The organism is Kitasatospora sp. NPDC004669 (genome assembly GCF_040609455.1).
Lineage (GTDB): Bacteria > Actinomycetota > Actinomycetes > Streptomycetales > Streptomycetaceae > Kitasatospora.
Window position 1 is genome coordinate 137,237 of sequence record NZ_JBEXKB010000004.1, and the last position, 13,373, is coordinate 150,609.

Sequence of the window (13,373 nt, forward strand, 5' to 3'; positions counted from 1 at the left end):
CTCCTCTTGGGAGGCGGTGCGACCATCCGGGCCGGGTGGCGCTAATCTCCCCTCAGGTTGGTTGGTTATCGAGCGTTAACCGCACCCGTGGGCCCACGAGGTCCGGTCGGATGGTGGACGACGAGGTCCAGGAGGCAGTGATGAGTGTGTCGGGGCCGATCCGTGTGGTGGTCGCCAAGCCGGGGCTCGACGGTCACGACCGTGGTGCCAAGGTCATTGCGCGCGCCCTGCGCGACGCCGGTATGGAGGTCATCTACACCGGGCTGCACCAGACGCCCGAGCAGGTGGTCGACACCGCGATCCAGGAGGACGCGGACGGCATCGGGCTGTCGATCCTCTCCGGCGCCCACATGACGCTGTGCGCGCGGGTGCTGGAGCTGTTGAAGGAGCGCGACGCGGAGGACATCAAGGTCTTCTGCGGCGGGATCATCCCGGACGAGGACATCGCCGAACTCAAGGCGATGGGCGTCGCGGACATCTTCACCCCGGGCACGCCCACCCGGGACGTGGTGGCCTGGGTCGAGGCCAACCTGCGCACCGCCAGCTGAACCCGGACGCGAGGAGCGGGCCGGTCCCGGTGCGGACCGGCCCGCTCCGCCGTGCTCGGGACGCGCGTCGGGCGAGCGGCTCAGGGCGCCGGGTCGGTCGGCCTCAGCTCATTCAGCATCGCGGCCCGGAAGCGCAGCGTCCCGGCCAGCCGGGCGAAGGTCTCCGACCAGGCGGAGTCGGGGGCGGCCCCGGCGGCCAGATCCTCCACCGCGGCGGCCGTCTCCGGGGCGAGCGCGCGCTCCGTCATCCCGAGCACCCCGCTGTGGCTCCACGGGTACGCGCCGGAGGCGGCGGCCCGGGCCAGCGCCGTCACCACGGCGGTGGACAGCGGCGGCGTCCACGGGGCGGCGCAGGCGCCGAGCAGTTGGAAGGCCTCGCCCAGGCCGTGCACCTCGATGAAGGCGGCCGTCCAGGCGGCCCGCTCCTCGGGCGGCAGGACCGCCAGCAGCTTGGCCGGGGCGCCGGTGGCCCGCTGGGCGCGGGCCCGTCCGGCGCCGCGGGCGGGCGGTACCGGGGCCGGGCCGAGCAGTGCCCGGGCCCAGTCGACGTCGTGCTGGCGGACGGCGGCGCGGGCCCAGGCCTCGCGCAGGTCGTCGGCCCAGCTGCTGCTGGTCTCGTCCACGCTGTCGCCGACCCGCAGGGCGAGTAGCTGCTCGGGCGTCAGGCCGGTGCTCCGCGACCAGGTCGCGAGCGGTGCGGCCGCCACCACCTCGCCGAACCACCAGGCCCGTTCGCCGCGCCCGGTGGGGGACTTGGGGGCGATGCCGTCGCGCTGCATCCGCTCGTCGCACTCGACGGGCGGGGTGACCAGCAGATGGGTGCCGCTGTCGGCGAGGCGGACGGCGGCCCGGGCCCGCTCGGCCATCCGGAGCGCGAGCGCGGAGCCGGGCAGGGTGGAGAGCAGTTCCGCGGCGGTGGCCCGGACGTTCTTGCTGCGGTCGCCGAGGGCGGTCTCCAGGAACGGTTCGTCGGCGGGGGAGAGGCCGTCCTGCAGGGCGTCCAGGAAGAGCAGCCGGTCCTCGGCGCGTTCGGTGGACCAGGTGCTCCGCAGCAGCTCCAGCCCGGCGGCCGGGTCGCTGCGGCGCAGCAGGGTGAGATGGGTGACCCGCTCGGCGAACAGGCCCTCGTGCCAGAGCCGGTGGTCGGTGGGGTCGTCCGGCCGCCCGGCCGGCTCGGGCGGGGCGGTGCGCAGCACGAACCGCCAGTCGGGGTTCTGCTCGGCCAGCCAGCGGCCCGGTGGGCCGGCCAACGCGACGGCGTCGGAGCGCAGTTCGCTGCGCGCCCGGGCGGTGTCGAGCAGCCCGGGTATCAGCGGGGCGGGCGGCCGCAGGCCCTGGGCGCGGGCGGTGGCGAGCCACTGCGGCAGCAGCTCGGCCAGGTTGGCCAGGGTGCCGCTGCCGCCGGTGCGCCCGGCGAGCAGTACGGCCAGTCGGCGGGCGGCGGCCTCGGGCAGCTCGGGGCGGGTGTCCTCGGGCGCGGGCGGGCCGGGCGGTTCGACGGCCGGCACGGGCAGCGCGCCGGCCCGGCGGCGGACGGTGGCCAGCGCGGCCAGCTCCAGCAGGGCGGTGGCCGGGTCGCTCGGGTCCACGGCGTCGGCGAGCGGCAGGGCGGTGGCCGGCACCGGGCGGCGGTCGGTGCCGAGCAGGGCGCTGGTCCGCAGGGTCTCCCACGGGTCCTGGGTGATCGTCATTCGGTGCTCCTAGGTGAGGCGTGTCTCGTGGATCTGGGCGGGCCCGGCAGGGATCCGCAAGACACGCCTAAGTGAGGCCGACCGGGCGGTGCTCGGCGGTCCAGGCCGTGACCGGGGCGAAGCCCTGGTGGCCGTACTCGCCGAAGACCGTCAGCGGGCGGCCGGTGGAGACCGCGGCCAGCCGCCACAGCGCCGCCTCCGGGACGGCCGAGGCGCGGACGGGGACGGTGTGGTGGCCGTCCGTCAGGTGCCAGCCGTCCGGGGTGCGGACCGGGACGACCTCGGCCAGCAGCGTCGGCCAGCCGTCCAGCCACGGGTCGTCGGCCACCGCGGCGCCGTACCCGGCCACCGCCTCGGCGACGGTGAGCCCGGCGGGCGCGCCGGCCGGGCCGGGCCCGGGCACGCCGTAGCGGGTGCCCAGGGCGGCGCGCAGCGGGCGGGCGCCGGGGTGGTAGGCCAGCTCGGCCTCCAGCAGGTGGCCGGTGGGCAGGGCGAGGTCGGGGGCCTGGCCGGGGCGGCCGAAGGCGAGCAGCAGGGCGTGGCGGCCGGTCTTGGCGCCGCGCAGCCAGAGCCGGCGGGTGGTGAGCCGTTCGTCGGACGTGTCCCGGCTGCCGAGCACCAGCCAGCGGTCCCGGACGGTGGGCCCGGCCAGTACCTCGGCGGCGTCCAGGGTGTAGCCGACCCGGGCGCGGACGGTCGCGGCCAGCTCGGGCGGCAGCTCGTCGATCCGGGTGGCGGCGGTGGCCAGCAGGTGCAGCATCGCGTACTCCTCCAGCATCCGTTCCTGCGGCAGGGTGTCCAACTCCCGTACCCGGGTGGCCAGTCCGGGGGCCTGCGCGTCGACCATCCGGGCGGCGACCTCCTCCCAGGGCCCGGCGGTGGACTGGTCGGCCAGGCCGTGCCGGACCCGGTCGGCCAGCCGTAGCCGCAGCTCGGCCGCGCCGGCCGCGACCCGGGCGCCGCGCCGCTCGGCCCGGCGGCGCGCGGCCTCCGGATCGGCCGGGGGCGCCGCTCGCTTCTCGGCTCGCTCCTGGCGGCTCTTGAGCCAGTCCGCCGCCCAGTCGGCGGGTTCGCCGGCCGGGACGGCCTCGGGGGCGCCGCTCCACAGCAGGAGGAGCCCGAGCGCGTGCTTGCACGGGAACTTCCGGCTGGGGCAGCTGCACTGGTAGGCGGGCGTGGCGAGTTCGATCACGGTGCGGTACGGCGTCCGACCGCTGCCCCGGCACTCGCCCCAGAGCGCGGCGCCGTCGGTGCCCGTCCCGGACCAGGGCGCGGGCGAGGAGAGCTTGCCCGCGGCCTTCCGCGACGCGGCGTCAGGTGCCAGGGACAGGACGTGTTCGGTGCTCCAGCGTTCCTCCATGCGACCGACGGTAGGCGGCGGCACTGACAGCGGCTGACTGTCCGTCCGGCGTCCGTCCGCTCGTCGTCAGCCGTTGTCAGCCGTTGTCAGTGGTGCGTTGCAGGCTGGTTCCCACAGGCCGTGACGCCGACCTGGCTCCCCCCCGATCACCCCGTCGCCGGGCCACCCGTGTGCCCGGCGGCCGACCCGAAGGAGTCTCGATGACCGACGTTCTGCGGCAACACGCCGAGGACGCCTTCGCCGGTGAACTGGCCGCGCTGGCCGCGCAGGACGACCGCCCGCGCCCCGAGCGCTGGAAGCTCTCGCCGTGGGCCGTGGCGACCTACCTGCTCGGCGGAGACATGCCCGACGGCACCGCGATCACCCCCAAGTACATCGGCCCGCGCCGGGTCGTGGAGGTCGCCGTCACCACCCTGGCGACGGACCGCGCGCTGCTGCTGCTCGGCGTGCCCGGCACCGCCAAGACCTGGGTGTCCGAGCACCTGGCCGCGGCGATCAGCGGGGACTCCACGCTGCTGGTGCAGGGCACCGCCGGCACCCCCGAGGAGGCCGTCCGGTACGGCTGGAACTACGCCCAGCTGCTCACCCACGGCCCCAGCCGGGACGCCCTGGTGCCCTCGCCGTTGATGCGGGCGATGGCCGACGGCAAGATCGCCCGGGTCGAGGAGCTGACCCGCATCCCGGCGGACGTGCAGGACAGCCTGATCACCATCCTGTCCGAGAAGACGCTCCCCGTACCGGAGTTGGGCACCGAGACCCAGGCCGTCCGCGGCTTCAACGTGATCGCCACCGCCAACGACCGCGACCGCGGCGTCAACGAGCTGTCCAGCGCGCTGCGCCGCCGCTTCAACGCCGTGGTGCTGCCGCTGCCGGGCTCGCTGGAGGAGGAGGTCGACATCGTCACCCGCCGGGTCGACCAGCTCGGCCGCTCCCTCGAACTGCCCGAACTGCCCGGCGGCGCCGAGGAGATCAGGCGGGTGGTCACCGTCTTCCGCGAGCTGCGGGCCGGGATCACCGTGGACGGCCGGACCAAGGTGAAGACCCCGAGCGGCACCCTCTCCACCGCCGAGGCGATCTCGGTGGTGACCAACGGCCTGGCCCTGGCCACCCACTTCGGCGACGGCGTGCTGCGCGCCGGGGACGTGACGGCCGGCATTCTCGGCGCCGTCGTCCGCGACCCGGTGGCCGACCAGGCGGTGTGGCGCGAGTACGTCGAAGGGGTGGTGCGCGAGCGCGACGGCTGGAAGGACTTCTACCGCGCCGCCCGCGAGGTGGGGGCGTGAGCGAGCGAAGCGAGCGAACCATTAAGAGGTGCGCGTTGCGCTCAGCGCCTGCCGAGCGCAGCGAGGTGGGGGCATGAGCGAGGTCGAGGTCGCCCTGCTGGGCATCCGGCACCACGGCCCCGGCTCGGCCCGGGCGGTGGCCGCCGCGCTGGCGACGTGGCAGCCGGACGCGGTGCTGATCGAGGGCCCGCCGGAGGCCGACGGCATCGTCCACCTGGCCGCCGAGAAGGACCTCGTCCCGCCGGTCGCCCTGCTCGCCCACGCGGTGGACGACCCGGCCCGGGCCGCCTTCTGGCCGTACGCCGAGTTCTCCCCGGAGTGGGTGGCGATCCGGTACGGCGTGGAGCACGACCTGCCGGTCCGCTTCATCGACCTGCCCGCCGGGTGCGGCTTCGCGCCCACCGCCGAGGACGCCGACGAGGACGCCGACGAGCCGCCCGCCGACCCGATGGCCCTGCTCGCCGAGGCCGCCGGGCACGACGACCCCGAGCGCTGGTGGGAGGACGTGGTCGAGCACCGCGCCCCCGGCACCGACGCGCTGGCGCCCTTCGCCGCCGTCGCCGAGGCGATGGGCGCACTCCGTGCCGAGGGCCTCGGCGAGTCCCGCCGGGACCTGCTGCGCGAGGCGTACATGCGCCAGCAGATCCGCGCCGCCCGCCGCGCCGGGCACCGCCGGATCGCCGTGGTGTGCGGGGCCTTCCACGTCCCCGCGCTGGCGGTGATGCCCACCGTCGCCCACGACCGGGCGCTGCTCGCGGAACTGCCGAAGAAGGTGAAGGCGGACATCACCTGGATCCCGTGGACGCACCGCAGGCTCTCCCAGGCCACCGGCTACGGCGCGGGCATCCAGTCACCCGGCTGGTACCACCACCTGTTCACCACCGAGGGCGACCCGGTGCCGCGCTGGCTCACCCGGGCCGCCGAACTGCTGCGCGCCGAGGACCACCCGGTCTCCTCCGCGCACGTCATCGAGGCGGTCCGGCTCGCCGAGACCCTCGCGGTGCTGCGCGGCCGCCCGCTCGCCGGGCTGACCGAGACCCTGGACGCCGTCCGCGCGGTGCTCTGCGAGGGCTCGGACGTCGCGCTGGAACTCGTCCGGGACCGCCTGGTGGTCGGCGACGAGCTCGGCGAAGTCCCGGACGCCGCACCGGCGGTGCCGCTGCAGCGCGACCTCGCCCGGCTGCAGCGCTCACTGCGCCTCAAGCCCGAGGCCGCGCCCAAGGACCTCGACCTGGACCTGCGCAAGGACACCGACGCCGCCCGCTCCCGACTGCTGCACCGGCTGCGGCTGCTGGGCGTCGAGTGGGGTGTGTCCGCCCGCTCCTCGGTCGCCTCCACCGGCACCTTCCGGGAGAGCTGGCGGCTGTGCTGGCAGCCCGAGTTCGCGGTCCGGATCGCCGAGGCCGCCCAGTGGGGCACCACGGTCGAGGAGGCCGCCGTCGGCAAGGCGGTCGGCACCGCCCGCGCCGCCGTCGAACTCGCCGAGCTGACCGGCCTGGTGGAGACCTGCCTGCTGGCCGGGCTGTCCGGCGCGCTGCCCGCCGTGATGCGGGTGCTCGCCGACTGCGCGGCCCTGGACACCGATGTCGCCCACCTCGCCGGCGCGCTGCCCGCGCTGGTCCGTGCGCTGCGCTACGGCGATGTGCGCGGCACCGACCACGGCGCGCTCGCCGAGGCCGCGGCGGGCCTGGCCGAACGGGTCTGCGTCGGACTGCCGCCCGCCTGCGTCGGCCTGGACGCGGAGAGCGCGGCGGCGATGCGCGCCCGGATCGACGAGGTCCACGGCGCGATCGCCCTGATCGACTCCGGTGACGCCGCGGCCCCGGACGGCCTGGCCGACCGCTGGGCCGCCGCGCTGCAATCGCTGGCCCGCCGCGAACCCGCCGGCGGACCGGCCACCGGCGCCCCCGGCCTGCTGCGCGGCCGCGCCGTCCGGCTGCTGCTGGACGACGGTCGGCTCGACTCCGAGGAGGCCGGCCGCCGACTGCGGCTGGTGCTGTCCGTCGCCAGCGCCCCCGCGGACGCGGCCGGCTGGGTCGAGGGCTTCCTCGCCGGCGGCGGCGCCCTGCTGCTGCACGACCCCCGACTGCTCGCCCTGCTCGACGAGTGGCTCACCGGTGTCAGCGCCGAGGTGTTCACCGACGTCCTGCCGCTGCTGCGCCGCACCTTCGCCGGACTGGAGGCGGGCGTGCGCACCACCATCGGCGGCCGGGTCGCGGCCGGCCCGCTCGGCGCGGCCCCGGCGGCGCCCGAGACGGCCGGCGAACTCGACCGGGCCCGCGCCGACGCCGCCGTGCCGGTGGTGGCCGTGCTGCTGGGCGTCCGCCCGACGATCCCGCGCCAGGCCACCGGCCGCAACACCTGACCGAAGGAGGAGGACCCGATGGCGACCACGACCGACGAACGGCTGCGCCGCTGGCGGCTGGTGCTCGGCGGCGAGGCCGACGGCACCGGCTGCACCCTGCGCGGCCGCGACGCGGCGATGGACGGCGCCCTCGCCGCGCTGTACCGGGGCGCCCCCGAGGAGGCCGGCCGGCCCCCGCGCGGCGGACGCCGCAGCGCCGGGCTCGGCGGCTCGGCCCCGCAGGTGGCCCGCTGGCTGGGCGACATCCGCGAGTACTTCCCGTCCACCGTCGTCCAGCTGATGCAGCAGGACGCGATCACCCGGCTCGGCCTGGACCGGCTGCTGCTGGAGCCGGAGATGCTGGAGGCCGTCGAACCGGACGTGCACCTGGTCGGCACCCTGCTGTCGCTCAAGCACGCGCTGCCCGAGACCACCCGGGAGACCGCCCGGGCCGTGGTCGGCAAGGTGGTCGCCGACCTGGAGCGCCGGCTCGCCGACCGGACCAGGGCCACCCTGGGCGGCGCCCTGGACCGCAGCGCCAAGGTGAACCGGCCCCGCCACCGGGACATCGACTGGGACCGGACGATCCGGGCCAACCTGAAGAACTACCTGCCCGAGCACGGGACCGTCGTCCCCGAGCGACTGGTCGGCTACGCCCGCGCCCAGCGCGCGGTGAAGAAGGACGTCATCCTCTGCATCGACCAGTCCGGCTCGATGGCGCCCTCGGTCGTGCACTCGGCGGTCTTCGGCGCGGTGCTCTCCTCGATGCGCACCCTGGACACCCGGCTGGTCGTCTTCGACACCTCGGTGGTCGACCTCACCGAGCAGCTCACCGACCCGGTGGACGTCCTGTTCGCCACCCAGCTCGGCGGCGGCACCGACATCAACCGCGCGCTCGCCTACTGCCAGTCGAGGATCACCCGGCCCTCCGAGACCGTCGTGGTGCTGATCAGCGACCTGTACGAGGGCGGCATCCGGGACGGCATGCTCAGGCGGGTCGCCGCGATGAAGGCGGCCGGCGTCCAGTTCATCGCCCTGCTCGCGCTCTCCGACGAAGGCGCCCCGGCCTACGACCACGCCCACGCCGCCGCGCTGGCCGCCCTCGGCGCCCCGGCCTTCGCCTGCACTCCGGACGCCTTCCCCGAGATCATGGCGGCGGCGATCGAGAAGCGCCCGATCCCGCAGCACCTGGTCAAGGGCGCGGACCAGGGGATGTGACGGTCTCACTCGGGCGGGTGAACTCACCCGATCGGTGGACGGGGCGTCCGGGCTGATCTGTGACGGTTCTCACCCAAGACGGACAGGCCCCGGGCGGAACAGGCCCGTCCCTCGGGGATAACCTGCCAGACGGACGTGACGCGCGTGTTGATTGACGTGTGCGCCCGTGGCTGTGTGGGCCGCAAGGCCGTACCTCTGCGTACCCGCACCGCCCCGACGACCCGCAGCGAAGATCCTGCCGTGGCACGCTCGTAGAGACACAATCCGCGACCACGAACAAGGACAAACACGTGGACCTGTTCGAGTACCAGGCGAGGGACCTCTTCGCCAAGCACGGTGTTCCCGTGCTTGACGGCGATGTCATCGAGACCGCCGCAGACGCTGCCGCCATCGCGGAGCGCTTCGGCGGCCGCGCCGTCGTCAAGGCTCAGGTGAAGGTGGGCGGCCGAGGCAAGGCCGGTGGCGTCAAGCTCGCCGCCGACCCGGCGGACGCCGTCGCCAAGGCCGAGCAGATCCTCGGCATGGACATCAAGGGCCACACCGTCCACAAGGTGATGCTCGCCCAGACCGCCGACATCAAGGACGAGTACTACGTCTCGTTCCTGCTGGACCGCACCAACCGCACCTTCCTGGCCATGGCCAGCGTCGAGGGCGGCGTGGAGATCGAGGTCGTCGCCGAGGAGAACCCCGACGCGCTCGCCAAGATCCCGGTCGATGCCAACGAGGGCTGCACCCCGGAGAAGGCCGCCGAGATCGTCGCCGCGGCGAAGTTCCCGGCCGAGGTCGCCGACCAGGTCGCCGAGGTCCTGCAGAAGCTGTGGAAGGTCTTCATCGCCGAGGACGCCCTCCTCGTCGAGGTCAACCCGCTGATCAAGTCCGGTGACGGCAAGATCATCGCGCTCGACGGCAAGGTCTCCCTGGACGAGAACGCCGAGTTCCGCCAGCCCGAGCACGAGGCGCTGGAGGACAAGGCCGCGGCCAACCCGCTGGAGGCCGCCGCCAAGGCCAAGGGCCTGAACTACGTCAAGCTCGACGGCCAGGTCGGCATCATCGGCAACGGCGCGGGCCTCGTCATGAGCACCCTCGACGTGGTCGCCTACGCCGGTGAGAAGCACGGCGGCGTCAAGCCCGCCAACTTCCTCGACATCGGTGGCGGTGCCTCGGCCGAGGTCATGGCGAACGGCCTGGAGATCATCCTGGGCGACCCCGACGTCAAGTCGGTCTTCGTCAACGTCTTCGGTGGCATCACCGCCTGTGACGCGGTCGCCAACGGCATCGTGCAGGCCCTGGAGCTCCTGAAGAGCAAGGGCGAGAACGTCACCAAGCCGCTGGTCGTCCGCCTGGACGGCAACAACGCGGAGCTGGGTCGCAAGATCCTCGACGACGCCAACCACCCGCTGGTCCAGCGCGTGGACACCATGGACGGTGCGGCCGACCGCGCCGCCGAGCTGGCCAACAAGTAAGGAAGGGGACTTTTACACCATGGCTATCTTCCTTACCAAGGACAGCAAGGTCATCGTTCAGGGCATGACCGGCTCCGAGGGCATGAAGCACACCCGCCGCATGCTCGCCTCCGGCACCCAGATCGTCGGCGGTGTCAACCCGCGCAAGGCCGGCACCACGGTCGACGTCGACGGCACCGAGGTGCCCGTCTTCGGCTCCGTCGCCGAGGCGATGGAGAAGACCGGTGCCGACGTCACCGTCATCTTCGTGCCGCCGAAGTTCACCAAGGACGCCGTCGTCGAGGCCGTCGACGCCGAGATCGGCCTGGCCGTCGTCATCACCGAGGGCGTCCCGGTGCACGACACCGCCGCGTTCTGGGCGTACGCCGGTTCGAAGGGCAACAAGACCCGGATCATCGGCCCGAACTGCCCCGGCCTGATCAGCCCCGGACAGTCGAACGCCGGCATCATCCCGGCCGACATCACCAGCTCCGGCAAGATCGGTCTGGTCTCGAAGTCCGGCACCCTGACCTACCAGCTCATGTACGAGCTGCGTGACATCGGCTTCTCCTCGGCCGTGGGCATCGGCGGTGACCCGGTCATCGGCACCACCCACATCGACGCCCTCAAGGCGTTCCAGGAGGACCCGGAGACCGAGATCATCGTCATGATCGGTGAGATCGGTGGCGACGCCGAGGAGCGTGCCGCGGCCTACATCGCCGAGCACGTCACCAAGCCGGTCGTCGGCTACGTCGCGGGCTTCACCGCCCCCGAGGGCAAGACCATGGGCCACGCCGGCGCCATCGTCTCCGGCTCCTCGGGCACCGCCCAGGCGAAGAAGGAGGCCCTCGAGGCCGCCGGTGTCAAGGTCGGCAAGACGCCGTCCGAGACCGCCCGCCTGGCCCGCGAGATCATCGCCGCCACGGCCTGATCCCCGCCCTCGCGCAGTGAGCGCCCCCGCCCTTCCCGGGCGGGGGCGCTCGCCGTTTCCGTGCCCGGCGTTTCAGTGCCTCGGGCCGGTGGTGCAGGGCCGCGGGGACCACAGCAGACAGGCCGCCGGTCCCTGCCGCTCAGGCGGGGCCTGAACCCCCGACGCGGCCGGCAGCTTCCAGCCCGCCACCGCCTGCCGGCCCACCACCACCGCCTCCAGGCCCGGCGCCGGGCTGCACCACAGACTGCTGACGCCGTTCGGCGCCCCGCCCGGCAGCAGCGGCACACCCGGCGGCTTCACCTTCGCGTCCGCGGCCGGTACGCACACCGCGGGGGACGGCGGGTCCGACGGCTGGAACAGCACCGCCGGGCGCAGCCCCGCCAGGGTCGCCAGCGTCGCCCCGCCCACCGCCACCGTCAGCAGCGCCGCCGCGCCCGTCCGGCTCGCCGTCCACAACCGGTGCCGCGCCCGCAGCACCGGCACCGGTGAACGGTGCGGCTCCGGGCAGCCCCGTACGGCCGCCCCGTGCAGCAGCCCGCTCAGCCCGTCCGCGAATCCCGGCGCCGCCGGATCCGGCCCCACCAGCTCCGGCACCCACTGCGCCAGTGCCGCCCGCGCCGCCCAGACCCGCCCCTCGGCCGCCGCCCGGGTCGACTCCACCTCCACCGCGATCGCCGCCGCGGGCAGCCCCAGCCCGTCGTGCAGCACCAGCGCTCGCCGCTGCGGCCGCGGCAGCCGCCGCAGGGCCTTCAGCAGCGCCTGGTCCCGGTCGGTCAGCCGGTCGTGGTCCGGCAGCACCGCCTGCGCCTCGTCCGCCGGCCGCACCTTGATCCGCCGGTGCGGCAGCGACCACGCGTGCGCCCACCTCGGCCCGCCCCGGTGCCACGGCGACAGCGCCGACTCACACGCCCGCACCCGCACCCAGCCCTCCGGATCCCCCGACCCGACCACCGCGTCCCACTCCCGCCGCGCCTGCCCGAACGCCCGCCGCACACAGTGCACCGCCCGATGCCGGCACGCGGTCAGCAGGAACACCTGCTGCACCAGTCGGGTGTGCGCCTCCGCGTAGAGGTCGTCGAAGCTCGGGACGGGTTCGTCGGAGAGGTCCCGCCCGCTCCCGGCTTCGGTGAGGGCCATGTCGATGCGCTCCCTGCGGCCGGAGAGCGAGGGGGCGTCCTGCCGCGGTACGGGCTGCTGCTCCGCGCCCGCGCTCCGACCGGTGGCCGCGCCGCCGTGCTTCCGGGCATCGGCGGGGGCGGCCGGCAGTCCGCGCCGCGCCGCGGGGAGCTGCTCGTCGCGTGCCGCCTCGGCCAGGGCCGTCGGCCTCTGCCGCGGCGGGGTCGGGCCGTCGGTCTCGGCCCGGCCGGGGGCCGCACCGGTGCGCTCCGGGACGGGTGCCGTCGGCAGGTCGCGTCGGGAGCCGGGGGTCGTCGGCGCGTGCCCCCGCGGGGCCGAGGCTCCGGGCTCGGTGGGTGCGGTCGGCGGGCTGTGCCGCGAGGCCGTGCCCTCCGACGCGTTCGCGGCTCGGTCATGGGCCCCGGCGCTGCGCTCCTGGGGCGGCGCCGTCGCCGGGCCGCGCCGTGACGTGAGGTCCTGATCGTCGGCCGCGTTCGCGGTGGGGGCCGTCGGTGTGTTCCGCCGTGAGGCGGCGCCCTGTCCGCCGCTCGTGACCCGGCCGGGGGCCGGGCTGCCGGGCTTCCGGGGATCGGCGTGGGGCGTCGGGGTCTTCCGCTGTCCGGCTGCGCCCTGCCTCCCGGTCGCAGTCTGGCCGGGCGAAGCCACTGCGCGCCCTGCGCCGGGGCGGGTCACCTCCCCGGCCGAGGGCGCCTCCTGCGCCACACCGCCCGTGGCGGCCGCCCGGGTGCCGGCCCGCCGTTCCTTCGCGGCCCTGGTGGCGGTCCGCGCCTCGTGTGCGCTGAGCTCCGGGGCCTTGACCACTGTCCGGGGGCGCGCGGCGTCGCCCGGCCCGGTCGCAGCGGACCCGGCCGCCGGCTCCGAGGCCGCGGCGGATCCACGCCGGCCGCCCTGCTCCGGCGGAGCCTCCGGTGCGGCCGTCCCGGGGCCGTCTCCGCCCTCCTTCCCGCGTTCGGTGCCGACGACGGGGGGGCGGTGGTGCCGTTCGCTCCCGTCGGGTGCGCCGGTCGTCGGGGCCCGGGTCGCGGAGGGTGTGCTCGTCGTACCGCCGTGTTCTCCCGAGGCCGCGGGGGCCACTCGGGTACGGGTGCCGATGGGGGGCGCCGTTCCGAGGAGGGCGATGGCGGCGGCTTCGGTGGGGCAGCCGAGCTTCCGCAGGGCGCGGTGGAGGTGGTTGCGCGCGGTGGTGGGGGTGACACCGAAGGCGGCGGCGGTGTGGTGGATGTCGTGGCCCGCGGTGAGGTGGGCGAGGGCCTGGGCCTCACGGGGCGTCAGTCGACGCAGCGGGTCGGGGTCGCGGGTGGGTGGCGTGGTCATCAGACGCTCCGGGCCGGGGCGTTGGCGGCTTGGGGGCCGGGTCTGAAAAGGCGCATAAGCCAATAATCTGGGACACGGCGGCGGTTTGCCGCTTCGCATGGCATG

9 protein-coding genes are annotated in these 13,373 nt (G+C 75.2%); 6 read left to right on the plus strand and 3 right to left on the minus strand.

Annotated elements, in window-relative coordinates; all coding sequences use genetic code 11:
* Window positions 1-140 precede the first annotated feature (140 nt).
* Window positions 141-548: a cobalamin B12-binding domain-containing protein gene (locus tag ABZW30_RS05425; RefSeq protein ID WP_355669695.1), complete on the plus strand. Its 408-nt coding sequence runs from the start codon at window positions 141-143 to the stop codon at window positions 546-548.
* A gap of 80 nt (window positions 549-628) precedes the next feature.
* Here ABZW30_RS05425 and ABZW30_RS05430 read toward each other — a convergent pair whose 3' ends face one another.
* Complete coding sequence (locus tag ABZW30_RS05430) at window positions 629-2,239, minus strand: DUF5691 domain-containing protein (protein ID WP_355669696.1); 1,611 nt, start codon at window positions 2,237-2,239, stop codon at window positions 629-631.
* Between the two features lie 67 nt (window positions 2,240-2,306).
* Window positions 2,307-3,599 carry an SWIM zinc finger family protein gene (locus tag ABZW30_RS05435; protein WP_355669697.1) on the minus strand — a complete coding sequence of 431 codons (1,293 nt, stop codon included), beginning with the start codon at window positions 3,597-3,599 and terminating at the stop codon, window positions 2,307-2,309.
* Between the two features lie 200 nt (window positions 3,600-3,799).
* On the opposite strand from ABZW30_RS05435, the gene ABZW30_RS05440 reads away from it, so the two are divergent.
* The 5 genes from ABZW30_RS05440 to sucD all read left to right on the plus strand — a co-directional run bounded on the left by ABZW30_RS05440 (window position 3,800) and on the right by sucD (window position 10,817).
* Complete coding sequence (locus ABZW30_RS05440; protein WP_355669698.1) at window positions 3,800-4,882, plus strand: AAA family ATPase; 1,083 nt, start codon at window positions 3,800-3,802, stop codon at window positions 4,880-4,882.
* A 73-nt stretch (window positions 4,883-4,955) separates the two neighbouring features.
* Window positions 4,956-7,247: a DUF5682 family protein gene (locus ABZW30_RS05445; RefSeq protein WP_355669699.1), complete on the plus strand. Its 2,292-nt coding sequence runs from the start codon at window positions 4,956-4,958 to the stop codon at window positions 7,245-7,247.
* An 18-nt stretch (window positions 7,248-7,265) separates the two neighbouring features.
* Window positions 7,266-8,444, plus strand: coding sequence for a VWA domain-containing protein (locus tag ABZW30_RS05450; protein WP_355669700.1), 1,179 nt, complete (start codon window positions 7,266-7,268; stop codon window positions 8,442-8,444).
* 290 nt (window positions 8,445-8,734) lie between these two features.
* Window positions 8,735-9,907 (plus strand): ADP-forming succinate--CoA ligase subunit beta, encoded by a 1,173-nt coding sequence (gene sucC, locus ABZW30_RS05455; RefSeq protein ID WP_355669701.1) that lies wholly within the window; start codon window positions 8,735-8,737, stop codon window positions 9,905-9,907.
* A gap of 19 nt (window positions 9,908-9,926) precedes the next feature.
* Complete coding sequence (gene sucD, locus ABZW30_RS05460; protein ID WP_355669702.1) at window positions 9,927-10,817, plus strand: succinate--CoA ligase subunit alpha; 891 nt, start codon at window positions 9,927-9,929, stop codon at window positions 10,815-10,817.
* 72 nt (window positions 10,818-10,889) lie between these two features.
* Here sucD and ABZW30_RS05465 read toward each other — a convergent pair whose 3' ends face one another.
* On the minus strand, window positions 10,890-13,268 hold the full coding sequence (locus tag ABZW30_RS05465; RefSeq protein ID WP_355669703.1) for a LuxR C-terminal-related transcriptional regulator: 2,379 nt from the start codon (window positions 13,266-13,268) through the stop codon (window positions 10,890-10,892).
* Window positions 13,269-13,373: the final 105 nt, after the last annotated feature.